Annotated in this window: 31 protein-coding genes; 19 read left to right on the forward strand and 12 right to left on the reverse strand. The window is 63.0% G+C overall.

Annotated elements, in window-relative coordinates; translation table 11 throughout:
• Positions 1 to 130 (forward strand): transposase (locus ACN2XU_RS12465; RefSeq protein ID WP_419410950.1); only part of this gene is annotated, 130 nt, incomplete at its 5' end.
• 9 nt (positions 131 to 139) lie between these two features.
• On the opposite strand, the gene ACN2XU_RS12470 is transcribed toward ACN2XU_RS12465, so the two are convergent.
• A complete protein-coding gene (locus tag ACN2XU_RS12470) occupies positions 140 to 313 on the reverse strand; it encodes a hypothetical protein (protein WP_419410959.1) in 174 nt (57 codons plus the stop codon).
• Here ACN2XU_RS12470 and ACN2XU_RS12475 point away from each other — a divergent pair.
• The 6 genes from ACN2XU_RS12475 to tig all read left to right on the forward strand — a co-directional run bounded on the left by ACN2XU_RS12475 (position 248) and on the right by tig (position 5,983).
• Entirely contained in the window at positions 248 to 625 is a 378-nt protein-coding gene (locus tag ACN2XU_RS12475; protein WP_419410951.1) for a type I-E CRISPR-associated protein Cas7/Cse4/CasC, read from the forward strand. The two genes, ACN2XU_RS12470 and ACN2XU_RS12475, sit on opposite strands and share 66 nt — an antisense overlap.
• Before the next feature lie 357 nt (positions 626 to 982).
• Complete coding sequence (gene ltnD / locus ACN2XU_RS12480; protein ID WP_419410777.1) at positions 983 to 1,888, forward strand: L-threonate dehydrogenase; 906 nt, start codon at positions 983 to 985, stop codon at positions 1,886 to 1,888.
• Positions 1,885 to 3,123 (forward strand): 3-oxo-tetronate kinase, encoded by a 1,239-nt coding sequence (otnK, locus tag ACN2XU_RS12485; protein WP_419410778.1) that lies wholly within the window; start codon positions 1,885 to 1,887, stop codon positions 3,121 to 3,123. Before ltnD ends, otnK begins: the two co-directional genes overlap by 4 nt.
• Entirely contained in the window at positions 3,120 to 3,764 is a 645-nt protein-coding gene (gene otnC, locus ACN2XU_RS12490) for a 3-oxo-tetronate 4-phosphate decarboxylase (protein ID WP_419410779.1), read from the forward strand. Before otnK ends, otnC begins: the two co-directional genes overlap by 4 nt.
• The gene (locus ACN2XU_RS12495; RefSeq protein ID WP_419410780.1) at positions 3,761 to 4,522 is read left to right on the forward strand and encodes a hydroxypyruvate isomerase family protein; all 762 of its coding nucleotides are present in this window, start codon (positions 3,761 to 3,763) and stop codon (positions 4,520 to 4,522) included. The genes otnC and ACN2XU_RS12495 overlap by 4 nt, the downstream gene beginning before the upstream one ends.
• 129 nt (positions 4,523 to 4,651) lie before the next feature.
• Positions 4,652 to 5,983 (forward strand): trigger factor, encoded by a 1,332-nt coding sequence (gene tig / locus ACN2XU_RS12500; protein ID WP_419410781.1) that lies wholly within the window; start codon positions 4,652 to 4,654, stop codon positions 5,981 to 5,983.
• 74 nt (positions 5,984 to 6,057) lie between these two features.
• Here tig and ACN2XU_RS12505 read toward each other — a convergent pair whose 3' ends face one another.
• The 4 genes from ACN2XU_RS12505 to rpsF all read right to left on the reverse strand — a co-directional run bounded on the left by ACN2XU_RS12505 (position 6,058) and on the right by rpsF (position 8,914).
• Positions 6,058 to 7,467 (reverse strand): methyl-accepting chemotaxis protein, encoded by a 1,410-nt coding sequence (locus tag ACN2XU_RS12505; protein ID WP_419410782.1) that lies wholly within the window; start codon positions 7,465 to 7,467, stop codon positions 6,058 to 6,060.
• Positions 7,468 to 7,672: 205 nt separating this feature from the next.
• On the reverse strand, positions 7,673 to 8,293 hold the full coding sequence (rplI, locus tag ACN2XU_RS12510) for a 50S ribosomal protein L9 (protein ID WP_419410783.1): 621 nt from the start codon (positions 8,291 to 8,293) through the stop codon (positions 7,673 to 7,675).
• 12 nt (positions 8,294 to 8,305) lie between these two features.
• Positions 8,306 to 8,533 carry a 30S ribosomal protein S18 gene (rpsR, locus tag ACN2XU_RS12515; protein ID WP_008328567.1) on the reverse strand — a complete coding sequence of 76 codons (228 nt, stop codon included), beginning with the start codon at positions 8,531 to 8,533 and terminating at the stop codon, positions 8,306 to 8,308.
• A 24-nt stretch (positions 8,534 to 8,557) separates the two neighbouring features.
• Complete coding sequence (gene rpsF, locus ACN2XU_RS12520; protein ID WP_419410784.1) at positions 8,558 to 8,914, reverse strand: 30S ribosomal protein S6; 357 nt, start codon at positions 8,912 to 8,914, stop codon at positions 8,558 to 8,560.
• 326 nt (positions 8,915 to 9,240) lie between these two features.
• Between rpsF and ACN2XU_RS12525 the strand changes: the two genes are divergently transcribed.
• The 4 genes from ACN2XU_RS12525 to ACN2XU_RS12540 all read left to right on the forward strand — a co-directional run bounded on the left by ACN2XU_RS12525 (position 9,241) and on the right by ACN2XU_RS12540 (position 10,977).
• Positions 9,241 to 9,477: a hypothetical protein gene (locus ACN2XU_RS12525; protein WP_419410785.1), complete on the forward strand. Its 237-nt coding sequence runs from the start codon at positions 9,241 to 9,243 to the stop codon at positions 9,475 to 9,477.
• Positions 9,478 to 9,602: 125 nt separating this feature from the next.
• A complete protein-coding gene (locus tag ACN2XU_RS12530; protein ID WP_419410786.1) occupies positions 9,603 to 9,899 on the forward strand; it encodes a hypothetical protein in 297 nt (98 codons plus the stop codon).
• 13 nt (positions 9,900 to 9,912) lie between these two features.
• Positions 9,913 to 10,293 (forward strand): hypothetical protein, encoded by a 381-nt coding sequence (locus ACN2XU_RS12535; RefSeq protein ID WP_419410787.1) that lies wholly within the window; start codon positions 9,913 to 9,915, stop codon positions 10,291 to 10,293.
• A gap of 108 nt (positions 10,294 to 10,401) precedes the next feature.
• Positions 10,402 to 10,977, forward strand: a complete 576-nt coding sequence (locus ACN2XU_RS12540; RefSeq protein ID WP_419410788.1) for a YceI family protein — start codon at positions 10,402 to 10,404, stop codon at positions 10,975 to 10,977.
• 112 nt (positions 10,978 to 11,089) lie between these two features.
• Here ACN2XU_RS12540 and ACN2XU_RS12545 read toward each other — a convergent pair whose 3' ends face one another.
• Positions 11,090 to 11,695 carry an enoyl-CoA hydratase/isomerase family protein gene (locus tag ACN2XU_RS12545; RefSeq protein WP_419410789.1) on the reverse strand — a complete coding sequence of 202 codons (606 nt, stop codon included), beginning with the start codon at positions 11,693 to 11,695 and terminating at the stop codon, positions 11,090 to 11,092.
• Positions 11,692 to 12,441 (reverse strand): SDR family oxidoreductase, encoded by a 750-nt coding sequence (locus ACN2XU_RS12550; protein ID WP_419410790.1) that lies wholly within the window; start codon positions 12,439 to 12,441, stop codon positions 11,692 to 11,694. The genes ACN2XU_RS12545 and ACN2XU_RS12550 overlap by 4 nt, the downstream gene beginning before the upstream one ends.
• A 239-nt stretch (positions 12,442 to 12,680) precedes the next feature.
• Between ACN2XU_RS12550 and ACN2XU_RS12555 the strand changes: the two genes are divergently transcribed.
• Positions 12,681 to 14,198 (forward strand): hypothetical protein, encoded by a 1,518-nt coding sequence (locus tag ACN2XU_RS12555; protein ID WP_419410791.1) that lies wholly within the window; start codon positions 12,681 to 12,683, stop codon positions 14,196 to 14,198.
• 180 nt (positions 14,199 to 14,378) lie between these two features.
• Here ACN2XU_RS12555 and ACN2XU_RS12560 read toward each other — a convergent pair whose 3' ends face one another.
• Complete coding sequence (locus tag ACN2XU_RS12560; RefSeq protein WP_419410792.1) at positions 14,379 to 15,572, reverse strand: cytochrome b/b6 domain-containing protein; 1,194 nt, start codon at positions 15,570 to 15,572, stop codon at positions 14,379 to 14,381.
• A gap of 175 nt (positions 15,573 to 15,747) precedes the next feature.
• Between ACN2XU_RS12560 and fabD the strand changes: the two genes are divergently transcribed.
• The 3 genes from fabD to ACN2XU_RS12575 all read left to right on the forward strand — a co-directional run bounded on the left by fabD (position 15,748) and on the right by ACN2XU_RS12575 (position 17,949).
• On the forward strand, positions 15,748 to 16,689 hold the full coding sequence (fabD, locus tag ACN2XU_RS12565; RefSeq protein WP_419410793.1) for an ACP S-malonyltransferase: 942 nt from the start codon (positions 15,748 to 15,750) through the stop codon (positions 16,687 to 16,689).
• 82 nt (positions 16,690 to 16,771) lie between these two features.
• Entirely contained in the window at positions 16,772 to 17,509 is a 738-nt protein-coding gene (gene fabG, locus ACN2XU_RS12570; RefSeq protein WP_419410794.1) for a 3-oxoacyl-[acyl-carrier-protein] reductase, read from the forward strand.
• Between the two features lie 206 nt (positions 17,510 to 17,715).
• Positions 17,716 to 17,949: an acyl carrier protein gene (locus ACN2XU_RS12575; RefSeq protein ID WP_094035528.1), complete on the forward strand. Its 234-nt coding sequence runs from the start codon at positions 17,716 to 17,718 to the stop codon at positions 17,947 to 17,949.
• Positions 17,950 to 18,083: 134 nt separating this feature from the next.
• Here ACN2XU_RS12575 and ACN2XU_RS12580 read toward each other — a convergent pair whose 3' ends face one another.
• From ACN2XU_RS12580 to mazG, 4 genes are all read right to left on the reverse strand, one after another.
• Positions 18,084 to 18,911, reverse strand: coding sequence for a metallophosphoesterase family protein (locus tag ACN2XU_RS12580; protein WP_419410795.1), 828 nt, complete (start codon positions 18,909 to 18,911; stop codon positions 18,084 to 18,086).
• A complete protein-coding gene (locus ACN2XU_RS12585; protein WP_419410796.1) occupies positions 18,908 to 19,879 on the reverse strand; it encodes a diacylglycerol/lipid kinase family protein in 972 nt (323 codons plus the stop codon). Before ACN2XU_RS12585 ends, ACN2XU_RS12580 begins: the two co-directional genes overlap by 4 nt.
• Before the next feature lie 165 nt (positions 19,880 to 20,044).
• On the reverse strand, positions 20,045 to 21,049 hold the full coding sequence (locus ACN2XU_RS12590; protein WP_419410797.1) for a Fe(3+) ABC transporter substrate-binding protein: 1,005 nt from the start codon (positions 21,047 to 21,049) through the stop codon (positions 20,045 to 20,047).
• A 149-nt stretch (positions 21,050 to 21,198) separates the two neighbouring features.
• Positions 21,199 to 22,005, reverse strand: a complete 807-nt coding sequence (mazG, locus tag ACN2XU_RS12595; RefSeq protein ID WP_419410798.1) for a nucleoside triphosphate pyrophosphohydrolase — start codon at positions 22,003 to 22,005, stop codon at positions 21,199 to 21,201.
• A gap of 299 nt (positions 22,006 to 22,304) precedes the next feature.
• On the opposite strand from mazG, the gene ACN2XU_RS12600 reads away from it, so the two are divergent.
• From ACN2XU_RS12600 to prfA, 4 genes are all read left to right on the forward strand, one after another.
• Positions 22,305 to 23,477 carry a M20 aminoacylase family protein gene (locus ACN2XU_RS12600; protein ID WP_419410799.1) on the forward strand — a complete coding sequence of 391 codons (1,173 nt, stop codon included), beginning with the start codon at positions 22,305 to 22,307 and terminating at the stop codon, positions 23,475 to 23,477.
• Between the two features lie 12 nt (positions 23,478 to 23,489).
• On the forward strand, positions 23,490 to 24,449 hold the full coding sequence (gene speB / locus ACN2XU_RS12605) for an agmatinase (RefSeq protein ID WP_419410800.1): 960 nt from the start codon (positions 23,490 to 23,492) through the stop codon (positions 24,447 to 24,449).
• 165 nt (positions 24,450 to 24,614) lie between these two features.
• Positions 24,615 to 25,022 (forward strand): DUF1499 domain-containing protein, encoded by a 408-nt coding sequence (locus ACN2XU_RS12610; protein WP_419410952.1) that lies wholly within the window; start codon positions 24,615 to 24,617, stop codon positions 25,020 to 25,022.
• Positions 25,023 to 25,053: 31 nt separating this feature from the next.
• A complete protein-coding gene (prfA, locus tag ACN2XU_RS12615; protein ID WP_419410801.1) occupies positions 25,054 to 26,103 on the forward strand; it encodes a peptide chain release factor 1 in 1,050 nt (349 codons plus the stop codon).
• The last annotated feature ends 1 nt before the right edge of the window (position 26,104 follow it).

Here is a 26,104-nt window from a genome sequence, read left to right on the forward strand (position 1 = left end):
ACGCAACCGCATCGAGATCATGTTCGGCAGGCTCAAGGACTGGCGGCGTGTGGCGACACGCTATGATCGTTGTCCCAGGGTCTTCCTCTCAGCCATCGCTCTGGCCGCAACCGTCATCTATTGGTTATGAATCCTGACCCTAGCACACGATCTTGCCGCAAAGGTCGTCCAGGGCGAGGAACTGCCCACGGGCAAAGAGCTGCGCAAAGCGGTGCTGCGCCACGCTGATGGGGCCGTCGACATCGCGATGTTCGGGCGCATCTTGGCCGACAGCCCCGACGACACCTGCGATGCCGCGATGCAGGTCGCACATGCCTTTGTTAAGCACCGTTCTAAGGGTCAGGATGATATTGGTTTTCGGCTGTGGTCTGATGCTGATCCGCCGCGCCTGACATGGCCGAAATGCCCGAAGATTTTGATGGCTGGCAACTTATCCGGTTTTTCTCGCTGCATCAGAAAGGCAGATCCGGGCACTGGCATCAACCCGGTACCTTTTTTGCGTTCGAATAGCTTTGTGAAATCAGTCGCTTGCAGAAAGACTGTTCGCCGCCCACGCGGGGACCTCCGGAAAACCGCATCAACAACGCGGTATTTTCGGCGGTATTGGGGGGGAACTGAAGGGTAGGGGGCAGAACCGCGACCTGCTCCTGAACTTTCTCGAAAGCGGAGACTGTTTCTGCACTGTTGAGGCGTCAGGACCTTCGGACAATGCGTCGAACGTTAAACTGCCTGTCGGGTTTCTGCGCTGTTACACCGTTGCAAATCAGCCTGAAAAACTCCGAAGTTCATGAGAATTGCGGGGGTGGGCTCCCTTTGCACTCACCACGGTTTTCCTTTCAAAATCAAGCCATTCGAGCAATGCGCCACGTGGTGTCGCGCAGGTGGCCACAGACCAGTTGATTGACACGCCCGCGAGAATTCGTAAGCGATAGCGGTAACGTCGCGCCGGGGAGGCGTGAGCCGCGATGCAAAGGACATTACCGTGAGTGAGACTGTGACAACCGCCGTTATCGGCCTTGGCTCCATGGGCTATGGCATGGCGCAATCGTGCCTGCGGGCCGGGCTGACCTGCCATGGCTTTGACATCAACCCCGACGCCGAGGCCCGTTTCGTCGCCGAAGGCGGCGCTTCGGGGGCCATGGCCGAGGTCGCGCCCGGGTTGGACGCCGTGACGGTCGTTGTCCTCAACGCGGCCCAGACCGAAGCCGTGCTTTTTGGTGACGCCGGTGTTGTGCCGCTGCTGAAACCGGGCGCCGTCGTGCTGGCCTGTGCCACCGTCCCGCCGGAGTTTTCCCGCGCCATGGCCGCCCGCTGCGCCGAGCGCGGTGTGCACTACCTCGATGCTCCGATTTCCGGCGGCTCGATCAAGGCGGCCAATGGTCAGCTGTCGATCATGGCCTCCGGCACGCGTGAGGCCTTCACCGCCGCGCGCCCGGTGCTCGACGCCTGTGCCGAAAGGGTCTTTGAGCTTGGGGATGAGGCCGGGGCGGGAAGCGCCATGAAGGCGGTCAACCAACTGCTGGCGGGTGTGCACATCGCCGCTATGGCGGAGGCCCTGACCTTTGGCATGACCCAAGGTGTCGCTCCGGACAAATTCGTCGAGGTGATCAGTAAATGCGCCGGCACCTCCTGGATGCTGGAAAACCGCGCACCGCATATCGTCAACGGCGATTACACGCCCCACAGCTCGGTCAACATCTGGCCCAAGGATCTCGGGATCGTGCTCGACATCGCCAAATCGGCGCAGTTCAGCGCCCCGATCACCGCCGCCGCCATGCAGCAATATCTCGCGGCGCAGGGCATGGGCCTTGGCGCAGAAGACGATGCTTCGGTGGCCAAGGTCTATGCCCGCAACGCCGGGATCACTTTGCCGGGAGACGAGACATGAAACTGGGTTGCATCGGCGACGATTTCACCGGCTCTTCCGACCTTGCCAACACGCTGGCCAAGGGCGGTATGCGGGTGGTTCAATACACCGGCATCCCGGCGCAGGACGCCGCGGTTGACGTCGAGGCGGGCGTGGTTGCGCTCAAGTCCCGTTCCATCGACCCAGCGGAGGCCGTGCGCCTGTCGCTGGAGGCGCTCGACTGGCTGCTCTCCCAGGGCTGCGAGCAGATCTTCTTCAAATATTGCTCCACTTTTGATTCCACGGCCGAGGGTAACATCGGCCCGGTTGCGGATGCCTTGGCCGATGCGCTCAACGCCTCCAAGGTCATCGTCTGTCCGGCCTTTCCGGGCACCGGGCGTTCGGTCTATCAGGGGCACCTCTTCGTCAAGGATACGCTCCTGAACGAAAGCGGCATGCAGAACCATCCGCTGACCCCGATGACGGATGCAGACCTGCGCCGCTGGCTCGCGCCACAGACCGCAGGCACGGTTGGTCATGTCGCGGCCCAGACCGTCTTTGCAGGCCATGATGCCATTGCCGAGGCTCTGGAGGCCGAGGATGCCAAGGGCCATCGCCTGATCGTGGTCGATGCCATCCGCGACGAAGACCTGACCGAAATCGGCCGCGCCGCCAAGGGTCTGCCGCTGATCACCGGCGGCTCCGGCGTGGCGCTTGGCCTGCCTGCCAACTTCGGTTGCAAGGCCGCCCCCGCGCCCTGGACGCCGCAGCCGGGCAGGGCGGTCGCGCTCTCCGGCTCCTGCTCCGTCGCCACGCGCGCGCAGGTCGAGGCGCACAGGGTCCACAGCCCCGCTCGCGAAGTGCTGGCCGCCGATGTGCTCGAAGGCCGCATCACCGCAGAGGGCCTGACAGACTGGGCACTGTCGCAGGACGGGCTGCCGCTCATCTATACCTCCGCCGATCCCGAAACGGTGAAGGCGGTTCAGGCCGAATATGGCCGCGAGCGGGCCTCCGAGGCGCTCGAAGGGCTGTTTGCCGAGGTCGCCCGACAATGCGTAGCCAAGGGCGTGACCCGCGTCATCACCGCAGGCGGCGAAACCTCTGGCGCCATCGTCGAGGGACTTTCGCTCGACACGCTGGAGATCGGCCCGGAGATCGACCCCGGCGTGCCGGCGTTGAGGGCCGGAGAGGCGCTTGTCGTGGCGCTCAAGTCCGGCAACTTCGGCGCGACGGACTTCTTTGCCAAGGCAAACGCCCTGCTGGCAGGCACGGCATGAGCGAGAGTCACCTGCGCGAACAGATCTGCCTGCTGGCCAAGTCGCTGTTTGACCGGGGCCTGACCCACGGCAGCACCGGCAACATATCGGCCCGCACCGAGGATGGCGGCCTGCTGGTCTCGCCCACTGGGACAAGCTTTGGTCGCCTCGACCCCGGCACGCTGTCGCGCTTCGATGCCGCCGGACAGCACATCGGCGGCGACAAACCGACCAAGGAAATGCCCCTGCACAGCGCCTTTTACGACACGCGCAGCGCGGCGGGGGCGGTGGTCCACCTGCATTCGTGCCATTCCGTGGCGCTCTCGATGCTGGAGGTGGACGAGGATGATTTCCTGCCGCCGCTCACCCCCTATGGCATCATGCAGCTGGGCCGGGTCAAGCTGCTGCCGTTCTTCCTCCCCGGCGATCCGGCCATGGGCGAGGCGGTGCGCGGGCTGGCGGGCAAACGATCTGCCGTCATGCTGGCCAATCACGGCCCCGTGGTGGCGGGCAAGGATGTCACCGCCGCCTGCAACGCCATCGAAGAGCTGGAGGCCAACGCCAAGCTCGCCCTGATGACGCGCGGCATGAACGCGCGTGGCCTCTCGGGCAATCAGGTGCAGGCGCTGGTGACGAAATTCAACGTGGAGTGGGGCGCATGAGCCAAAGACAGTTTTCCGCCAATCTCGGTTTCTTGTGGAAGGAACTGACGCTCCCCGATGCCATCCGCGCCGCCAGGGCTGCGGGTTTTGACGCGGTCGAATGCCACTGGCCCTATGACACTTCGGTCGCACAGACGCAGCAGGCGCTGGCAGAGACCGGCCTCAAGATGCTCGGCCTCAATACCGTGCGCGGCGCCGCCGGGGAAAACGGCCTCTCGGCGCTTCCGGGCCGCGAGGCTGACGCCCGCGTCGCCATTGATCAGGCGCTTGGCTATGCACAGGCCATCGGGGCAGGGGCCGTGCACGTCATGGCCGGGTTCGCGCACGGGCAGGCGGCGCATGAAACCTTCGTCGCCAATCTGCGCTATGCCGCCGATCAGGCCCCCAACCTGACCATCCTGATCGAGCCGCTCAACCGCCATGATGCGCCGGGCTATTTCCTGACCACCACCGATCAGGCCCGCGCCATCATCGCCGAAACCGGACGGCTCAACGTCAAACTCATGTTCGACTGCTACCATGTGGGGCGCATGGAAGGCGACATCACCACCCGCTTTGCGGACCTGCTGCCGGTCATTGGCCACGTGCAATTCGCCTCCGTTCCGGACCGCGCCGCGCCCGATCAGGGCGAGCTGAATTACGCCCACATCTTTGCCGAGATCAGCCGCCTCGGCTATGGTGCGCCGCTCGGGGCGGAGTACAAACCGGGCGGGCCGACGGAGCAGACCCTCGGCTGGATGCAGAGCCTGCGGGCCTGACCACGCCGATCCCACGGTATACCCGACGATTCACCTTGCACCGTGTAGTCTCGGTGCTTAGAAGAACGCAGATTTTGAACCGGGGCGACCGCGACCAAATGAGGCGGGCCCGAGCCGAAGAGGAATACCATGCAGGTCACCGAGACTCTGAACGACGGTCTGAAGCGCGGCTACGCGATCACCGTGACGGCCGCTGAGCTTGACGAAAAGGTCAACGAAAAGCTGGCCGAAGCGCAGCCCGAAGTCGAAATGAAGGGCTTCCGCAAGGGCAAGGTGCCGATGCCGCTGCTGAAGAAGCAGTTCGGCCAGCGTCTGCTGGGCGAGTCGATGCAGGAAGTGATCGACGGCGCGATGAACAAGCATTTCGAAGAGAGCGGCGACCGCCCGGCGCTCCAGCCCGAGGTCAAGATGACCAACGAGGACTGGAAAGAAGGCGATGACGTCGAAGTCACCATGTCCTACGAAGCGCTCCCCGAGGTGCCCGAGGTCGACTTTTCCGGCATCAAGATCGAAAAGCTGGTGGCGAAGGCCGATGACGCCTCCGTCGACGAGGCGCTGGCCGATCTTGCCAAGACCGCACAGAACTTCGAAGACCGCGCCGAGGGCGAGGCCGCGGAAGATGGCGATCAGGTTGTGATCGACTTCCTTGGCAAGGTCGACGGCGAGCCCTTCGAAGGCGGCGCTGCCGAAGATTACCCGCTGGTTCTGGGCTCTGGCTCCTTCATCCCCGGCTTCGAAGAGCAGCTGGTCGGTGTTAAGGCTGGCGAAGAGAAGAACGTGGAAGTCAAATTCCCCGAAGAGTATGGCGCAGAGAACCTCGCCGGCAAGGACGCTGTTTTTGAGTGCAAGATCAAAGGCGTGAAGGCCCCGGCCGCGGCCGAGATCAACGACGAGATGGCACAGAAGTTCGGTGCCGAGGATCTCGAAGGTCTCAAGGGCCAGATCCGCGAGCGTCTGGAGCAGGAATACAACGGCGCCGCCCGCGCGGTGATGAAGCGCGCGCTGCTCGACGAGCTGGATGGCCTTGTCTCCTTTGACCTGCCGCCGAGCCTTGTTGAAGCAGAAGCCAAGCAGATCGCGCATCAGCTCTACCATGAAGAGAACCCGGACGATCACGGCCACGACCACGGCGAGATCGAGCCCACCGACGAGCACAAGACCCTTGCCGAGCGCCGGGTGCGTCTTGGCCTGCTGCTCGCCGAAATCGGCCAGAAAGCCGAGGTCGAGGTGACCGACGCCGAAATGACCCAGGCGGTCATGAACCAGGCGCGTCAGTACCCGGGGCAGGAGCGTGCGTTCTTTGACTATGTTCGCCAGAACCAGCAGATGCAGCAGCAGCTGCGCGCGCCGATCTTCGAAGACAAGGTCATCGACCACATTGCCGACGCCGCTCAGGTGACCGAGAAGGAGGTCTCCAAGGAAGAGCTGCAGAAGGCTGTCGAAGCGCTCGACGAAGAATAAGCCGCACAGCGGTTCTTGAAATGCAGAAAGCCGCCCCGAGGGGCGGCTTTTTCATGTCCGGGTGGCAGGAGTGCTCAAAACACTTCGTTGTAGCGCGCGTCCTCCTCGGGCGGCGATGAGGCCGGGACGTTCCACTCTACGCTCTGCCCGCGTTTCGCCTCCTCTGATGTCTGGAAGAAGGCGACCTGATTGTAGAGCGCTTCGGTGTCCGCCGATAGCGTCTTGCTGATCGTCATGTTTTCCAGAACCATCGCGGCATTCCGCTGCGTCACGGCGTCGAGCTCGGCCACCGCCGTATTGATCTCCGTCAGGGTCGCCGACTGCTCGTTCAGGCCACCGGTGATGCCCTTGATGCTGTCAGTGATCGTTCCGACCCGCTCGAAGATCGTGCTCAGCTCCGTATTTGCCCGCTGCACCAGATCCACGCCCCCAGCGACATGCTCCGAGCTTTCCGTGATCAAGGACTTGATATCCCGAGCACTGTCCGCAGAGCGCTGCGCCAGCGCGCGCACTTCGGAGGCAACCACGGCAAAGCCGCGCCCGGCATTGCCCGCCCGCGCGGCCTCGACGCCGGCGTTGAGCGACAGAAGGTTGGTCTGAAAGGCCAGATCCTCGATCACCGAAATGATCTGAGAAATCTCCCCGGAGGATTTTTCGATCCGCCCCATGGCCTGGATCACATCGCCCACAACTTGTCCGCCCTTCTTCGCGGCCGCGCGCGTACCGTCGGCGATGTCATTCATACTGCGGGCGTTCTGTGCGGCGGCAGAGGCGTTGGAGGTCAGCTGCTCGACTGCAGCGGCCGTCTCTTCAAGCGTGGCGGCCTGGGTTTCGGTGCGGTTGGAGAGCGCTTCGGAGGCGACATTGATCTTTTCGCCGCTTTCGCTGATCTGCGTACTGGCGTGTTTCACGCTGTTGACAAGAGCCTCCAGCTGGCTGGCTGCCTCGTTGTAGGCGAGGGCGAGCTGCTGCATGTCCGGAGCCTCCGCGTGCGGCACGCGGTGTCTCAGGTCGCCGGCGCGCAATGCCTCCATCCCGATGCGAATTGACTCAATGCTGCGCGCGCGGTGGCTCACGTCGGTGGCGATCTTGATCACTTCTGCTATGTTGCCGGACTTGTCCTTTACGGGCGCATACGTCGCCTGCAAGTGGATGATCGACCCGTCCTTGTGCCTGCGCGGAAACCGGTCGGTGAAAACCTCACCTGCGCGCAGCGACTCCCAGAACTGGGCGTATTCAGCACTTTCACGGTACTCGTCCGTCACGAAAAGCGCGTGGGTTTTTCCTTCGATTTCTTCGGCGGTGTAGCCGATCACTTCAAGAAAATTGGCGTTGGCCTCCACGATCTTGCCATCCGGTTTGAACCGGATGACGGCCTGGGTGTCCTGCACCATGTCAACCAGGGCCACGCAGGAAGGTGTCAGTGCAGCACCGTTCGACCGTACCAAGCCCCCCGCTTGCGCCTTGCTTCCAAAAAAACTCATCCAGCTCTCCGATTCCCAGCATCACAAGTGATAGCGAATCGAATTAGTGGAAAAACATTGCCAGACCGATAATTTTAAACTCTCGATTTATGCAGAATGTCGATCTTTCATTGATGGGTCTACATCATACGAAAAACGCCGCGCAGGGGCTGCGCGGCGTTTCAAAAACTGTCTGCCTGAGGTTTGCCCAGGGCAGCGGATCGGATCAGCTGTCGTCTTCTTCGGCGGCCTTGCCTTCGGGGGTCTCGACCAGGTCGGAGTCCTCGTCAGCGGCGGAGCCGATTTCGTCAAACAGTTCGGAAATCTCGAATTCTGCTTGCGCTTCTTCCTCGGCGGCCAGGTCCTGAATGGACTTGCCGGAGGCCTGAAGTTCGGCTTCTTCGGGCGAACGCGCGACGTTCAGTTCGATGGCGACCATCACCTCGGGGTGCAGGTGCACCTCGACTTCGTGCAGACCAAGAACCTTGATCGGGTCACGGATGATGACCTGCTTGCGGTCGATCGAGAAACCTTCGGCGGTTGCGGTTTCTGCGGCGTCACGGGTGGTGACGGAGCCGTAGAGGTTGCCACCGTCAGAGGCCTGACGAATCACAACGAACTGCTGACCACCAAGACGATCGGCCAGTGCTTCGGCCTCTTTCTTGGTTTCCAGGTTGCGCGCTTCAAGCTGGGCTTTCTGCTCTTCGAAGGACGCGATGTTCTCTTTCGAAGCGGTCAGCGCCTTGCCCTGCAGCAGCAGGTAGTTGCGGGCGAAACCGGGCTTGACGTCGACGACGTCGCCCATCTGGCCAAGCTTGGCCACGCGTTCCAGAAGGATAACTTGCATGTCAGTCGCTCCTTATTTCACGGCGTAGGGCAGCAGGGCGAGGAAGCGGGCGCGTTTGATGGCACGGGCCAGCTCACGCTGCTTCTTTGCCGAGACGGCGGTGATACGGGACGGCACGATCTTGCCACGCTCGGAAATGTAGCGTTGCAGGAGCTTGGTGTCCTTGTAGTCGATCTTGGGTGCATTGTCGCCCGAGAAGGGGCAGACCTTGCGGCGGCGGAAAAACGGTTTTGCAGCCATGGTTTAACTCCTATTCCTCGGGGATCAGTTGCGGCGCTCGCGACGGCCTTCACGCTCGTCACGTTTCTGCATCTGGACGGAGGGGCCTTCCTCATGTGCGTCGACCTTGATGGTCAGGACGCGCATCACGTCGTCATGAAGACCCATCAGGCGCTCCATTTCCTGCACGGCGGACGACGGGGCGTCGGTGCGCAGAAAGGCGTAGTGACCCTTGCGGTTTTTGTTGATCTTGTAGGCCATGGTCTTCACGCCCCAGTACTCGGACTCGACGACTTTGCCACCGTTGTCGGTGAGGACTGCGCTGAAGTGTTCGACAAGGCCTTCGGCCTGCGCGTTGGAAAGATCCTGACGCGCGATCATGACATGCTCATATAGCGGCATGTTATCTCCGTTTCTTCTATCAAGGCGCATTTCATAGGACCGACTGTCCCTTTCGCTCCGGTCCACGAGAGACTGCGCGGTGCAAGCAAATCTGCGAAAGGTCCGGCCCTATCGCATGGATTGCAGGGTTGCGCAAGCCTTGCTGCCGGGGCCGGGCGCCGCAGGCTGAGGCTGGCCGATCAAGGTTCGGTTGAACCGAGCGCCGCAGCCCATGGTGAACGGGCCGGCGCATCGGCATGACATAACCTTTCGAGCGCCGCATTGATGCCCGGATTCGCACAGACCCTGACATTCGAACATATTGTTTCCAGACAAGAGCAACCCGCATGAATACGCTCGCCGCAGACGTCCAGCGCCGAACCCCCGTCGAAATCTCCCTCTCGGGGTTCTTCTATACCTTGATGTTGATGTTTCTGGGCAGCGTGCTGTGCATTGCGGCCATCGGGCTTTGGTTGACGGGGGGCAGCGACGGGATGCCGGAGGCGATGTTGATGAAACTCTGGACATCCGTGCTTTTGATTGCCGCCGGGCTGTTCCTTCTTTTCATGGCCAGGAAACGGTAACACGCCCGGTGTCTCTGCCGCGCAGGCTGCTTCTGGCCATCGGCCTCTGGGCCACGCGGCCGGGGCTCGCCACGCTGGACCATTCCGAGCTGTTCCCGGAACGGGCCGGTGTTTGAACCAAAACCGTGGGCCCGCGTCTCTCGGCGCACGCAGGCACCCGCAACCAATTTGAACCGCCATCCGATCTCGGCGCGCGTCCTGTCACGCGCGCCGGTCCGCTCATGGGCTTTGGCACGCCGGAGGACCGGGTCTGGTACGGGCAGGGGCCACACCATGGCGGCGCTCGCTTGGTGATCGTCCTGTTGTACGGCTCCGGCCGGGACGGGCGCGCCATGCTCGCCATGTGGAAAGACTTTGCAAAGCGGCAGACCTTGATCCTCGCCGCGCCGCGCGGCGCGCGGCTGGTGGCTTGTGACGGATGACCCGGCCTTTCTGATGGCCGTTCTGAATGACGCGTCAAAGACCTACCCGCTCGATACGGACCGCATCTACCTTGACGGGCATTCCTCCGGGGCGGTCTTTGCAATGCAACGCGCCAATCTGTGGGTCGGTCCCTGGCGCGGGGTTGCCGTCCATTCCAGGCATTCCACCGCCTTGCGGGTCTTGCCCGCATGGAACCCGGTGCCGGTGCACGCCTTTTCCGGCGATGCCGATACGGTGTTTTCCTTCGCGGGCCACCGCCGCACGCTTCAGGCCCCGGCCCGTGCGGGCCACACTGCGTCGCTGACTGTCTTGCCCGATTACACGCATTGGAATTATGACGTCGGAGCCCGGCTTGCTCCGCTGATGTGGCGTGCATTGCAGCGCAGAAGCTGAGCGGAAGCGTTCATTTTCACACAGACCCTGTTGAACCTCGCCGACTTGAATGCTGCGGCTGCATGGCCATTTTGCACCCCATGTTCGTTCAACCAATAAGGACCTGATATGAAGTCGCTTTTTCTTGCCGCCGCACTCGCAACCGCAACCCCTTTTGCTGCCTCCGCCGAGGCGGTCCCCTACACGCTCGACCCGAGCCACAGCCAGATCGTGTTCCATTACAACCACCTCGGGTTTTCGACGACCTATGGCATGTTCTCCGGCTTCGAGGGTGACATCCAGTGGGACAAGGAAGACCCGGCGGCCTCCTCCGTCACCGTCTCTTTCCCGGTGCGCTCCATGCTGACCGGCTGGGAAGCCCGCTTCGAGCACTTCATGTCCGGCGATTTCTTTGACGCCGCCGACGACGAGATGGTGACCTTCACCTCCACCGGCATCGAAGTGACGGGCGAGACCACCGCCGCCATCACCGGCGATCTGACGCTGAACGGCGTGACCAAGTCGGTCGTGCTTGACGCCAAGCTGACCCAGGAGATGGATCACCCGATGGAAAACAAGCCGTGGGCGGGCTTCGAAGCCACCACCACGCTGGTGCGCTCGGACTACAACCTCGGCGCCTTTGCGCCCTACGTGGGCGACGAAGTCGAGGTCTTCATCTCGGTCGAAGCTGCTCAGGCACAGTAATCGACCACGGCCGAACCGGACAACCGCCGCGCGCGACGCGGCGTGAGACAGGAAAGGCCGGGAAACCCATGGGGTCCCGGCCTTTTTCTCAAGCGGGCGCTTGGCCCACCGCTCAGATCATCCGCTTGATCGCCGCCGCGTGTTCCGGGCTGGCCGCAAGGCTGTCCGCCGCCATCTCCCGCGCCGCCTCCAGCACGTCGCCCTCTGCGATGCGGTCGATCAGACCCCAGCCGAAGGCCTCTTCGACGGTGACTTTCTCTCCGCACATCAAGATGCGCTTTGCCCGCGCCGCCCCGACCAGCGCCGACAGCCGTTTGGGATCGGACGGCTGCGGCAGGAAACCGAGCTTCATCACCGGGTAGAACACCTTTGCTCCCGGCACCGAGATCCGCAAATCGCAGGCGAGAAACAGGCCCATCGCGCCCCCGGCCACCGTGCCGTTCAACGCGCAGATCGTGAGGCCTGGCAACCGCGCCAGGGCCCCCGACAGCCGCTCCCAGAGCGGTGAGACCGCCAGGCCCGCCTTCGCGGCCTCCAGATCGGCCCCGGCGGAAAACACCTTGCCCGTCCCGGTCAGCACCAGCGCGCGCGCCTCCCGCGCGTCCTCCGCGATGATGCAAAGCTGCTCCAGCATCTCCGCCGTAAGGGAATTGGCCTTGTCAGGGCGATTGATGGTCGCGATCCACAGGCCGCTCTCTTCCTTCGTCAACGCGATCATGCGACGCCGACCTTGGCCCGGATGCCCTCATCGCGCAGCGAGATTTCGCCGCCCAGATACACATCCGCCTCGGACCCGCACATCCAGAGCAGCGCCTTGGCCACCCACTCGGGCGGGATGTGATCGGACCAGTCCAGTTGCGACACCGGATTGATTCCGGAGGCCTTGATATCCCTCTGCATCTGCGTCGCCACGGTGCCCGGCGAGAGCGAAATCGCCCGGATCCCCGCCGCGCGATACTCCTCATCAAGCATCTTCGTCAGCATCAATGCGCCCGCCTTGGACGAACAATACTGCGACCAGCCCTCAACCGGCCCATGCGCGGCGCCGGAGCCGATGGTCAGCACGGTCCCGCCGCCCTTCGGCAGCATGATCTGCAGCGCCGCGTGCATGCCGTGGAACACACCCTTCAGGTTGACGTCGATCACCTCGCCCCAGGCACTCGGATCGGCCTCCGCCATGCGGGCAATCGGCTCGATGGCCCCGGCATTGTTGATCACGATATCAAGCCCGCCATGCGCCGAAACGCAGGCGTTCACGGCCTGCTCGACCTCCCAATAGCGGGTGATATCGCAGGGGATCGCAACCGCGCTCGGCCCGATCTCTCCGGCCAGCTCCGCGATCGCCTCGGCACTGCGCGCCACAAGCGCGACCTTGGCGCCAGCCCCGGCAAAGAGTCGGGCGGCCTCTGCGCCGATGCCCCGGCTCGCGCCGGTGATCAGAACGGTTTTTCCAGTTAAATCCATGGCTTGTCCTTTTCTTCCGCCCCCCGGCTGAACCCGCGATCCGGATCGAGGGAGACTGGCCCCCTCGCGTCCGGGGGCGACACCCTCTGCGGCGCGGAGCAGCGGGCAGGGGCGATAACCTGATCGTGTCCTGTGAGAGAGGTAATGCGAACAAAGTATGGAATCCAGTCCCTTGACCCGGATCGGCCACACGCCGACACTGAGGCGAGAGAATTCATATCGACCCAATGAGGATATTCATGAAACACCTTAGCACCGTTTCCGTTCTGGCCGTCTGTGCGATGTCCAGCCCGGCCCTTGCGGATGTCACGCCGGCCGACGTCTGGGGGAACCTCGAAAGCTACATGAGCGGCATGGGCTATGAGATGGAAGCCAGCGAATCCATGTCTGGTGACACGCTCACCGTCAGCGACATCACCATGTCCATGGATATCCCCGACGCGGATGGCTCGGTCATCGTCGGCATGGGCGAGATGTCCCTGACCGACAACGGAGACGGCACGGTGGCCATCACGTGGCCCTCGCCGATGCCGATCACCGTATCCATGGATATCGAGGGGGACCCGGTCGAGCTGGGCTTTGACTATTCCTATGAAGGCCTCGACATGACGGTCTCCGGCACGCCCGATGTCATGACCTATGATTACACTGCGGATTCGCTGGGACTGACGCTGACCAACCTCGTCGTAGATGGCGAAACGATCACCCGCGAGATGGCGACCATGCAGCTGATGATGGCGGGACTGAGCGGCTCCAGCGCGTTCAATCTGGCCGACAGCATGCGCATGATCACCCAGACCCTGAACGCCAGCACCCTGACCGTCACCGGCATGGCGGCAGAGCCGGGCACCGACAATGGCGGCAATTTCTCGCTGACCATGACCGACATCGAATCCGGCAGCGAGAGCATGGTGCCTGAGGACATGGATTATACCGACATGGCCGGGATGCTCGCAAAGGGCTTTGCCGGGGCAGCGCAGCTGTCGCACTCCGGTTTCGACATGAGCTTCGATGCCAATGATAGTGGCAATCGCACCCAAGGCACCGTGACCACCGCATCCGGCACTATCGAGTTCGGCATGTCCGAAGATGCAATGCGCTACGAGGCAGGCAATACCGATATGGTCGTCGCGATCCAGGGCGGGGACATCCCGTTGCCGATCAACGCGACGATGGCAGAAACCGCCTTCACCTTTGCCGTGCCGCTGCAAAAATCCGAAGAACCGCAGGACGCTGCCATCGGCATCACGCTCGGCGGGTTTGAAACCTCCGACATGATCTGGGGTATGATCGACCCGGCCGGGGTACTGCCGCGTGATCCGGCGACGATCTCGGCCGATTTGACCGCCAAAGTCACTCCCTTTATCAGCCTGCTGAACGAAGACGACATGACCAAACTCGAACGCGGCGAGGTCATGCCGGGCGAGCTTAACGCCGTCACCCTCAACAGCCTGCTGGTCGAAGCGGCCGGCGGCAAGATCTCCGGCGAGGGCGCTTTCACCTTCGACAACTCGGACACGGAAAGCTTCGACGGGTTCCCGGCCCCCGAAGGCAAGCTGAACCTCTCCGTCTCCGGCGCCAACGGGCTGATCGACAAGATCATCCAGATGGGCTTCATGTCCGAAGAGGACGCCATGGGCGCCCGGATGATGCTTTCCATGTTCACCGTTCCCGGCTCCCAGCCCGACACCGCCACATCGGTCATCGAAGTGAACGATCAGGGCCATGTCCTGGCAAACGGTCAGCGCATCAAATAAGCGCTCGGAAAGTCAGAAACGATCCGCGTCCCGGCCTTCGGGGCGCGGATTTTTTTGCTCGGGGCGGCGTGCTACGACCCCATGATACGACAAAACCGGCACACTGTGCCGGTTCGCCATGAGAGCGGGTCGTTTCAGGGATGAAATCAGGACGATCATGCATGATCGTCCCGTTGCAGATTATTCCGCCGTGCCGCGCACCGCCGTCAGCTCGAAGCTGACAAGCACCTCAAAGCCAAGTTGTCCCGGATCGGTCATGCTCTCGCCAATGCCGAAGTCCCGGCGATCCAGCGTCCCCTCACCTTTGGCCATAGCCGTATCGCCGTCGAGATCGAGCGTGAAGTCCATGGTCAAAGGCACCTGCGTGCCTTTCAGATCCAGTGCCCCGCGCAGTTTGTAGCCACCCTCCACCGCGAAGATCTCGCCTGTGTAGACCGCCGTCGGATAGGCCTCTGCGTTGAAATAATCCGCCCCGAGCGCCTGTTTGGTCACCGATCCCAGCGTCAGCGAGGGAATCGCAACCTCGACCCGCACTTCCCCCTGCGGCGCGTCGGCCTCCGGTCCGGCAAAGGAAATTGCCGCCTGCCAATCGGAAAAACTGCCGTTGACCGTGCTGCCCATCTGTTGCACCGCAAGGCCTAACGTGCCGTCCCGCACGGTCCATTCGCTCTCGACCTGCGCCAGCGCGGGGCCGCCGCCCTCCGCCTGACTGCCGCCCGGAAGGAGCGCAAAGCCAAGCGCCCCGGCCCAGACCGCCACCGCGACGATTGCCGCGAACCCATGCGATCCGGCACCCGGCACACCGGCCTCGGCGCGTCCCGGCAGCATCCGCCGCAACGTGGCATCCCGGTCCACGAAGTGATGCTTCAACGCCCCGGCGATGTGCAGTAGCAGGCTGGCGATCAGCACATTTTTCGCAATCACATGCATCCCGCCAAAGAGACCGGCCACCACCTCATCCTTGGGCACGAAAGGCAGGCTTTGCCCGAACGGCCACCAGATCGGCGCAAATCCCGTCGTCGCCGCGTGGTGAATCCAACCGGTCAGCGGCACCAGAACCAAGGCGCCATACAGCACCCAATGCACCGTCTCGCCAAGCCATGTCTCCAGCTTGCGCTCCGGATGCAGCGGCGCGGGCTTGGGTTGCGTGATCATCCATGCGATCCGGATCAGCGCAAGACCGAACAACACAACGCCGACGGTCTTGTGCGCCGAGAACAGCTGCGCCTTCCATGCCAGCTCTTCGGCGGTGCCATAGGGCGCGTCGCTTGCAATCACGCCAAGCGGGATCATCAAGAGGATTCCCAAGGCGATCGCCCAATGCAGAGCCTTCGACAGGCTCCCGAAACGCGTGGAAGTATTTTGCAAAGCCATGACACTGGTCCCTCGATATGGTTGCTTTCGACTTAACCGTTGCGCCGCAGCATGCAATCTCCATTCGCGCACATTCCCTGTGCCGGGCGCTTGCCCGCGCTCGCGCAGCCCTGTAAGCCCTAGCGTCAAGGACGACGGTCCAGCGAACAAGAAAGAAGACGGAGGAGAGGCCGACATGAGCCGCGCATTCATTTTCCCCGGGCAGGGCGCTCAGACCATCGGAATGGGCCGCGATCTCGCTCAGGCCTATCCGGCAGCCAAAGCCGTGTTCGACGAGGTCGACGCGGCCCTGGGCGAGCCCCTCTCAAGCCTGATCTGGGAGGGCGAGGCCGATCAGCTGACCCTCACCGCCAATGCCCAGCCGGCACTCATGGCGACCTCGCTTGCCGCGATGCGCGCGCTCGAAGCCGAGGGCATGAGCATCGAGGCAGCCAGTTTTGTCGCGGGTCACAGCCTTGGGGAATACTCGGCGCTCACTGCCGCGGGCGCGCTCAGCGTTGGCGATGCCGCGCGTCTGCTGCGTGCGCGCGGCGCCGCCATGCAGGCCGCCGTGCCGGTCGGCGAAGGGGCAATGGCCGCGATCCTCGGCCTGAATCTGGAAGCGGTCCGCGCCGTGGCCGAACAGGCCGCCGAGGGCGATGTCTGTCAGGCGGCCAACGACAATGATCCCGCGCAGGTGGTGATCTCCGGGACCAAGGCCGCCGTCGAGCGCGCCGTTACCATCGCCAAGGATGCCGGAGCCAAGCGCGCGCTGCTGCTTCCGGTCAGCGCACCGTTCCATTGCGCTCTGATGCAGCCCGCCGCCGACGTGATGGCCGAGGCATTGGCCAAGGCGACGATCCACGCGCCGAAGGTGCCGCTCGTTGCCAACGTGCGGGCCGAGGCGGTCAGCGATCCCGATACCATCCGCCAATTGCTGATCGAGCAGGTCACCGGCTCTGTCCGCTGGCGCGAGTCCGTCGAATGGATGGTGGCGCAGGGGGTCACCGAATTCTGGGAAATCGGCGCGGGCAAGGCGCTCTCGGGCATGGTCCGCCGCATCCACAAGCCCGCCACCGTGGGCAACGTCGGCACCGCGGCCGATGCCAAGACCGCTGGGGCGAGTCTGGCCGCCTGACCGGCGCGACCGGATCCTGCCTTCGAAGACCTGCAAACGCCGCCACAAGGGGTTTGCTCAAAGACCGAAAAGCGAGAGAGACATGTTTGATCTGACAGGAAAATGCGCGCTGATCACCGGCGCATCGGGTGGCATCGGCGGCGAGATCGCCAGGGCGCTGCACGCGGCAGGCGCGACCGTCGGCCTTTCCGGAACCCGCAAGGAGCCGCTCGACGCGCTGGCCGCCGAACTGGGCGAGCGCGCCCATGTGCTGCCCTGCAACCTTTCCGATGCGGAGGCAGTGAACGCATTGCCCAAGCAGGCGATCGAGGCCATGGGCGCCATCGACATCCTCGTCAACAACGCTGGCATCACCCGCGACAACCTCTTCATGCGTATGTCCGAAGAGGAATGGGCGCAGGTTCTGGAGGTCAACCTGACCGCCACATTCCGCCTGTGCAAAGGCGTACTGCGCGGCATGATGAAAGCGCGCTGGGGCCGCATCGTGAACATCAGCTCCATCGTCGGCGCGACCGGCAACCCGGGGCAGGGCAACTATGCTGCCGCCAAGGCCGGGATGATCGGCATGTCGAAGTCGTTGGCCTACGAAGTGGCGACGCGCGGAATCACGGTGAACGCCGTGGCACCGGGCTTCATCGCCACCGCCATGACCGACAAGCTGACCGATGATCAGAAATCCGGCATTCTGGCCCAGATCCCGTCCGGGCGCATGGGCACACCGGAGGAAATTGCCGCCGCCGTTTTGTACCTGAGCTCGAACGAAGCAGGTTACGTAACGGGAACCACCTTGCACGTCAACGGTGGCATGGCCATGCTGTAAAGGGTTGCGTGATCCGGTCGGGAAAAGCATTTGCCATCCCACCGGGGTATGCTATAGGCCCCCCAGATTTTGGCCGAGGGGCGCCTTCGCGTTGAATGGTCAGGGCCGGGTAGCACCGGTTTAGCCGCCCGAAAGGGCACCGAATGCCGACCCCCCGGGGCGAAGGCGAAATGGGCAGATATGGCCCGAACAAGTGAGGAAGAAACATGAGCGACATCGCAGATCGCGTTAAGAAGATTGTGGTCGAGCACCTGAGCGTGGAAGAAGAGAAGGTGACCGAAAGCGCCTCCTTCATCGACGATCTGGGCGCCGACAGCCTCGACACCGTCGAGCTCGTCATGGCCTTCGAAGAAGAGTTCGGCATCGAGATTCCGGACGACGCAGCCGAGACCATCCAGACCTTCGGCGACGCGGTGAAGTTCATCACCGAAGCGCAGTAAGCTCCGGTTTCCGGAATTACCAAACGGCGTCCCTCGGGGCGCCGTTTTGCATTTTGCCGCAGCAGGGGCGCTGGCGTGTCTGACGCTGTTTGCTCCTGACGGAGCAAAGACGCCCGGCCCGCCATCGCGTGGGTTCAGCGCAGTGCCCGGCGCTTTGGTGTCGTGTCCGATCGCTGGGCCCATGAACCGTCATGGCAGGTCCACAAGCTGTCCTCCCCCGGCACGAACCGCGGCTCGCCCGTGTCCGCGGCGGTCCATGTCACAACCCGAAGATCATCGCCGATAGCGTCGATCTGGTTGAAGCTGTTGCGCTGACCGTTGCGCAGCCGCGTCGACAGCCCGGTCCCGGCCTGCACGAACAACACATCCGGCACCGCACTCGATGGGGCCGCCACCGCGTGGTGCAGGTGTCCGGAGAGCACCACATCCGCGCCGCAGCGCGACAGCGCCGCCAGGGCTTGATCTGCCCCGCGCATCAGCCGCTTGTCGACGCCTGGCGCATGCTCCAGTGGATGATGCAGCACCGCCACCCGAAGCTTGCCGTGCGCCCCGCGCAGCCGCCACGCCAGACGCGCCAGCCGCCCCCGACCGATCTTGCCGCTCTGCCACGCGAACCGGTTCACGGTGTTCACCCCGATCACGATCATCGTGTCATCTTCGTAAACCGGCTCCAGATCGGGGCAGATATGCCGCTTGTAGCGCCCAAACGGGCGTATGAAGCGCACGAACAGGTTGTCGAGCGGTGTGTCGTGGTTGCCGGGTACGCTGAGCACCGGCGCCGGGATCTGCGCCAGGAAGGCCTGTGCCTCGGCGAATTGCCGGTGGCGCGCGCGTTGGGTCAGGTCACCGGACACGGCCACAAGCGCCGGATTCAATTCGGCAATCTGTTCCAGAAGCGGCGCCCGCAACTGCGGATCGACCGTGCCGAAATGCAGGTCGGAGAGGTGGATCAAGCGGCTCATGCCGCACCCTCACGCGCGGCCTCCGGAGGCAACAACACCGTCAGACGCTGCGTTGACATGCGAAACCGGAACGGTGCCACCTGCCGCGCCTTTTCCCCGTCATAGGCGATCAGTCCGCGCGGCCGCTCCGTGTGCACATCCAGCGAGCGCACCGGCAGGAACTCGTAATCACGACCCGGCTCCGCCGTCTGCGAGACCAGCCGGAAGGCCGTCCGAAACAGATCCAGTCGCGTGTCACCGCGCCCGATCAGCACCGCGAAACCATCGTGGCTGATCACGTCACCGCCCTTGAGACCGAACCGCTCCAACTGAAACGCCGAGCGCGATACGAACAACAGCGGCGTGCGCCGTTCGATCGTCTGCCCGTCCGCATAGAGCGTCAGGCGCATCGGACGCTGAAATCGCAAGAACGTCTGAATCACCGACCAATGCGCCATGATCCGGTGCCGTCCCCACCGGCGATAGACCGTCTCGCGCCGCTTGAGCACAGAGGGATAAATCCCGAGACTGGCATTATTGAGAAACACCCGGCCATTCACCGTGCCGACGCGAATGTCATGGGGCGTGCAATCCAGCATTGCCCGCGCCGCTGCGTCCGGCTCCTCCGGCAAGCCCAGCCCGCGCGCGAAATAGTTGAAGGTGCCAAGGGGCAGAGCGCCGAACGTGCACGCCTGACCAAGCGCCGCGCCTGCGATCGCCATCGCCGTTCCATCGCCCCCGGCGGCCACGATGGTCTGTGCGCCGTCAAGCAGGGCTTTGCGCACCACGGTCTCGGGGCTGTCCTTGGGGGACCAGTAATAGAGCCGCGCCTGGTCCCGTCCGAGAATGTCGATGGCGCGGTCGATGGCGGCGCTGTCCATGGCATTGGTGCCCGACGCGGTGTTCGCGATTACCGCAATCTGCCCAAGTCCCTGCGGCGCTGGCGCCTCTGTTACGGCGTCCGGAACGGAGGAGGGCGATTGGTACATGATGTGGCCTGAAAGTTGTGAAGGACACTGGGTCAACGCGCCTGGGGTCAAAAAGGTTGCATGTCGCCTCCGACACCAAAGCGCCTGCCGTGGCAGAACGCGAAGCGGACCACGAAAAAGGGCGGCCCGAGAGCCGCCCTTCGTTTCCACTCACCCAAGCCGGTGTCAGCCGTCGAAATCGACCTCTTCCACCAGCCGCAGCGCATCCTCGCGCAGGCCGGCCAGCGTCATCAGGTTGGTGTCGTCGGCCTCGAACGAGCCCCAGCTCTTGACCAGATCCGCAGCCTCCGAACCGGGCGCGATCGGGTATTCGTAATTGGCCTCGGCATAGACTTCCTGCGCCTCGGGGGTCGTCAGGAATTCCATCATTTTCAGAGCGTTATCGCGGTTCGGAGCCGCAGCCGTCATGGCCACACCGGAGATGTTCACATGGGTGCCACCGTTCTCGAACTCCGGGAAAAGCACGTTGACCGAATTGGCCCATTCGGTCTGCTCGGGATCGCTCAGCATCTTGCCCATGTAGTAGGTGTTGCCGAGGCTGATGTCGCACTCCCCGGCCCAGATCGCCTTGACCTGCGCGCGGTCATTGCCCTGCGGCTTGCGTGCGAGGTTGTCCTTCACGCCCTGAAGCCAGGTCTTGGTCTCTTCCTCGCCGTGGTGGTGCAGCATCGCCGCGACCAGCGCCACGGTGTAGGGGTGCGTGCCGGAGCGGGTACAGATACGGCCTTTCCACTTCGGAGCGGCAAGGTCCTCATAGGTGGTCACCTCTGCGGGGTCCACGCGATCCTTGGAGGCATAGACGATGCGCGCGCGGGTGGTCAGACCCCACCAATGGCCCTCAGGATCGTGATAGGCGGGCGGCACGTTGGCGGTCAGCACGTCGCTGGTCACCGCCTGCGTGACACCGGCCTCAACGGCTGCGCCAAGCCGCGAGATATCCACGGTAAAGATCAGATCAGCAGGAGAGCGGCGGCCTTCGGCTTTCAGTCGCTCAACCATACCCTTGTCGAGGAAAGCGGTATTCACCTTGATCCCGGTCTTCTCGGTGAAGGCGTCGGTAAGCGGCTTGAGCAACTCCGGCTGCCGATAGGAATAGAGGTTGACCTCCTGGGCGAATGCCGGTGCGGCGATGCTCAGGGCCACGAGGGCAGAGGTAAGGCGCAGAAACATGGGGTCTCCTCGTCGAATCTGGATTTTGCATTGCCAGTCTTAAACCCGACTAAAATTATCGGGTCAATAGGTGACTAAAAAAATCGCGTATTCCAGCCACCCGGTTGCGAGGTCGCGCACCGTCTTGTCCTGAAACGAAAACTCCTGGCTTAACGCGCCTTCTCCCGCGCTTTGGCCTGATCCCAAAGCGCATCCATTTCCTGCAGGTCGCTATTCTCGGGGCGTCGCCCTTGCGCTTCAAGCTCGGCTTCTATGTACTTGAACCGGCGCGTGAATTTCGCATTCGCTGCGCGGAGGGCCTCTTCGGGATCAATATCCATGTGCCGTGCGAGATTGGCCATGACGAACAGCAAATCGCCAAATTCTTCGAAGGCATGCGCGGCATCCGTCGCTTCCCGCAATTCCTGCGCTTCCTCGACGATCTTGTCGATGACCTGATCGGTCGAAGGCCAGTCGAATCCGACCCTTGCAGCGCGTTTTTGAAGTTTGACGGCCCGCATAAGCGCCGGCAGGCCCATCGCCACATCGTCCAGAACGCCCGCTCGTGCTTTCGCGGCGCGCTCCCGCGCCTTGATCGCCTCCCAATCGGCGGTTTGCTGCTCGGCGGATTTGTTCCGGCTTTCGTCGCCAAAAACATGCGGATGGCGCGCGACCATCTTGTCGCTCATCCCGTCGGCGACGTCATCAAAGCTGAAAAGCCCTTTTTCCTCAGCCATCTGCGCGTGAAACACCGATTGGAACAGCAGATCCCCAAGCTCGCCTTTCAGCTCGTCCCAGGCCTCTCGCTCGATGGCATCGGCCACCTCGTAGGCCTCTTCGATGGTGTAGGGCGCGATTGATGCGAAGTCCTGTTCGAGATCCCAGGGACAACCCGTTTTCGGATCGCGCAGCGCCCGCATGATCGCCAACAGCCGCGGCATGCCGCCCTTCGGATTGTGGATCAATTCGTCGCTCATGGCATTGCCTCTTCATGCACGTCACCCAAGCCTTGCGACATTGCTGAGCCAAAGTCCAGCGCATCGACTGCTCGACGATTTTTCGGCGCTAAAATTTAAATTAATCAAAACGTTGCAGCCGTTTTTTCGTGCAAAGCTTTCAAATTAACGGATCGTGCCGGATTTCTGAAGGTCCGCCCCCAATCCTCTGCGGCCCATAGGAAAAAATATTAATGGCCAAAACGAAGACCGCCCATGAACGCGAACAGCTTTTCTTTTCCACGTTCCGGGTGCAGTGTGCCTCCAAAAGGACACCCCGCATGCCAGTGCTCAATTCCATCGCCGATATGGCCGACACGCTCAAGACGTGGCGCCGTCATCTTCACCAACATCCAGAGCTTGGGCTGGAGTGCCACGAGACCGCCGCCTTCATTGTGAAGCAATTGGATTCCTTCGGGATTTCCGAGGTCCACACCGGCATCGCCACGTCCGGTGTCGTTGCCATCATCGAAGGCCGCGCGCCGGGCCGAACCATCGGTTTGCGCGCAGATATGGATGCGCTGCCGATGGATGATCTGTCGGGCACCGCCCATGCGTCCAAGGTTCCCGGGGTCGCCCACACCTGCGGCCATGACGGGCATACGACCATGTTGCTCGGGGCGGCCAAGTACCTTGCGGAGACACGGAATTTCGCGGGAAAGGTCGCGCTGATCTTCCAGCCCGCGGAAGAGGGCGAAGGCGGCGGTCGCATCATGGTCGAAGAGGGCGTGATGGAGCGCTTTGGCATCGACGAAGTCTTCGGCATCCACAACATGCCGGGCGGTGAGGAAGGCCACATTCACACCGCGCCGGGGCCGCTCATGGCCGGGGTCGACACCTTCTACATCGACGTGCAGGGCGTCGGTGGCCACGGCGCGATGCCCTATCAGGCGAAGGATCCGGTCATGCCCGCCGTCGCAATCGTACAGGCGCTTCAGACCATCGTCAGCCGCAATATCAATGCCTTGGATCAGCTTGTCATCACGGTGACCCAGATCCACGCCGACGGCGGCACCAACATCATCCCGGACACGGCCCGCATTGTCGGCACGCTGCGTTATTTTGACAAGGATGTGCAGGCGATTGCGCGGGCGCGTATGGCGGAGATCGTTGAGTTTACGCCGAAATCCTTCGGACAAAGCGCGACGTTGACCTATGAAGAGGGCTACCCGCCGACGGTCAATCACCCGTCGCAGGCCGCCTTTGCCGCCGAGGTTGCCCGCACCGTCGTCGGCGCGGAGCGGGTCGATGCGCATTGCGAGCCGATCATGGCAGCGGAGGATTTTTCCTACATGCTGCAGGCCCGTCCCGGCGCGTACCTGTTCCTTGGCCAGGGGGACACGCCGGTCTGTCACCACCCGAAATACGATTTCAACGACGCGATCGCGCCCATTGGCGCTTCGTTCTTTGCCACCCTTATCGAGCGCGCCCTGCCGCTCGACACCGCCAAATGAGGGAGAGAACCAATGGCGCTTGAAGATGCAAAAGCCCAGATAGATCATGCCTTTACCCGCGAGGATCTGAAGGGGCCGTCGTTCGAGAACGTCTTTGCCGGGGCGACATCCTTCCTGCGCCGTCGCTATACGAAGGACCTGACCCATGCCGATCTGGCGGTCACCGGCCTGCCGTTCGATCAGGCGGTGACAAACCGTCCTGGCACGCGCCTCGGGCCACGGGCGATCCGCGAGGCCTCGCTGTTACAGCCCTGCGATGCACCTTATGGTTGGGGTTATGACGTGCTGAGCGAATTCGCGATTGCCGACTATGGCGACATGGCCTTCGACTATGCCATGCCCTCCGAAGTGCCCGAGCGCATCCGGGCGCATGTCGCCGGGATCCTGGCGACGGAAACCGCCTGTATCGCGCTTGGGGGCGATCACTCCGTGACCCTCGGCGTGCTCAGGGCCCATGCGGAAAAATACGGTCCACTCAGCGTGATACAGTTCGATGCTCATACGGATACATGGGCGGATGACGATTTCTCGCGGGTCGATCACGGCACCTTTCTGTACAAGGCCGCGAAAGAAGGCACGGTCGTGCCGGAGCGCTCCGTGCAGATCGGCATTCGCACCGATAACCCGGATACCATCGGCTTTCACATCATTGATGCGCCCGCCTGTCACCGGGGCACGCCAGAGGCGCTGATGGAGGAGGTGCGCGACATCGTCGGGCAAAATCCCTGTTACATCACCTTCGACATTGACGCGCTTGATCCGGCCTTTGCACCCGGCACCGGCACCCCGGTGAGCGGTGGGCTGGCGAGTTGGCAGGCGCTGGCCATGTTGCGGGCGCTCAAGGGTATCAACCTGGTCGGCGGCGACGTGGTCGAGGTCTCTCCGCCCTTCGATCATGCCAGCATCACCGCCACGGCGGCGGCGCATGTCGCGACGGAATTGCTTTGTCTCTGGGGCTGGACCCGGCGTTGATCGTTGCCTGTCAAGTGGACCGATCGGCGGAAAACAGACGTCGAACGGGGCCAGGTCGGCGGGTTTGTGTCAAATTTTCGTAACCCTCTTTCAAATGCCCCCGCGCCCGTGTCATTCGGGGGTGGGGGACGACAACATATCAACAATCGGAGCACTGCCGTGCGCATGGTTTTCTTTGCAATCCTGATACTTGCGGTCGGTGGGCTGGCCTGGATCCGTTTTGCCCCGTCTGATCCGGCGGTGTGGAACGTGGATCCCATGGTGACCGCTGATCAGGACCTGGCCAGCGGTGTGCGTCGGCGCATTGATGCCGAAGAGGGGCGCTTTGTCCGGCTCAATGGCATCATCCTTGCCACGCCGCGCACGGAATTGCTCGCCGGAGGACCGGAGGCGGGCCGGGCCACTTACGTCACGCGCAGCCTGTGGATGGGCTTTCCGGATTATACAACCGTGCAGCAGAGCGAAGATCAGCTGGAGATTTTTGCGCGCCAGCGGTTCGGCACGTCAGATATGGGCGTGAACCGCAAGCGGGTGGACGGCTGGCTGCAGGCGTTGAGGGCCGCAGAGGGTTGACGCTGCGAATATTCCGGGCAATGCACGCGGGATGATCCCGACCGAACGCCTGCACCAGATCAAGGAACGCCTTGAATTCGTCGAGGCCCGCATGAGCGCGGGCGGCGGCGATATTGCCGAGCTTGGCCGCGAATATGCAGAGCTCAGGCCCGTGGTCGCCCAGATCGAGGAATACGAACAATTGCTCGCCGATCTGGCGGAGGCACAGGCGATGCTCAGCGATCCGGAGATGCGGGCGCTGGCCGAAGAGGAACTGCCAACGCTGAAGGCGCGCCTGCCGGAGGCGGAGCATGCGGTGCAGCTTGCGCTTCTGCCGCGCGATGCCGCGGATGCGCGGCCCGCGGTTCTGGAGATCCGCCCCGGCACCGGGGGCGATGAGGCGGCGCTCTTTGCCGGGGATCTTGCGCGCATGTATCAGCGCCATGCGGAGCAGCATGGCTGGCAGTGGGATGTGATCGAGGAACAGCTCAGCGGTCTTGGCGGGCTCAAGGAGCTCGTGGTGCGGATCAAGGGCGAGGGGGTCTTTGCCCGGCTGAAGTTCGAAAGCGGTGTGCACCGGGTGCAGCGCGTGCCGGAGACCGAAAGCGGCGGGCGAATTCACACCTCGGCGGCCACGGTCGCGGTCCTGCCGGAGGCGCAGGAGGTGGATATCGCCATCAATCCCAATGACATCCGCATTGACACCATGCGCAGCTCCGGCGCGGGTGGGCAGCACGTGAATACCACCGATTCCGCCGTGCGGATCACGCATATTCCCTCGGGCATCGTTGTGACGAGCTCGGAAAAGTCGCAGCACCGCAACCGCGAGATCGCCATGCAGGTGCTGCGCGCGCGGCTTTTCGATGCCGAACGGCAGAAAATCGACAGCGCCCGCGCCTCGGACCGGAAGTCTCAGGTCGGCAGTGGCGATCGCTCAGAGCGCATCCGCACCTATAACTTCCCGCAGGGGCGCATGACGGACCATCGCATCGGCCTGACGCTCTACCGGCTCGATCAGATCATGCAAGGCGACATAGACGAGATCATCGACGCGCTGACCGCCGAGCATCAGGCGTCTTTGCTGGCCGAGATGGAGCGCTGAG

The sequence above is a fragment of the Pacificoceanicola niger genome (assembly GCF_048553275.1).
In the GTDB taxonomy this organism is placed as follows: domain Bacteria; phylum Pseudomonadota; class Alphaproteobacteria; order Rhodobacterales; family Rhodobacteraceae; genus Pacificoceanicola.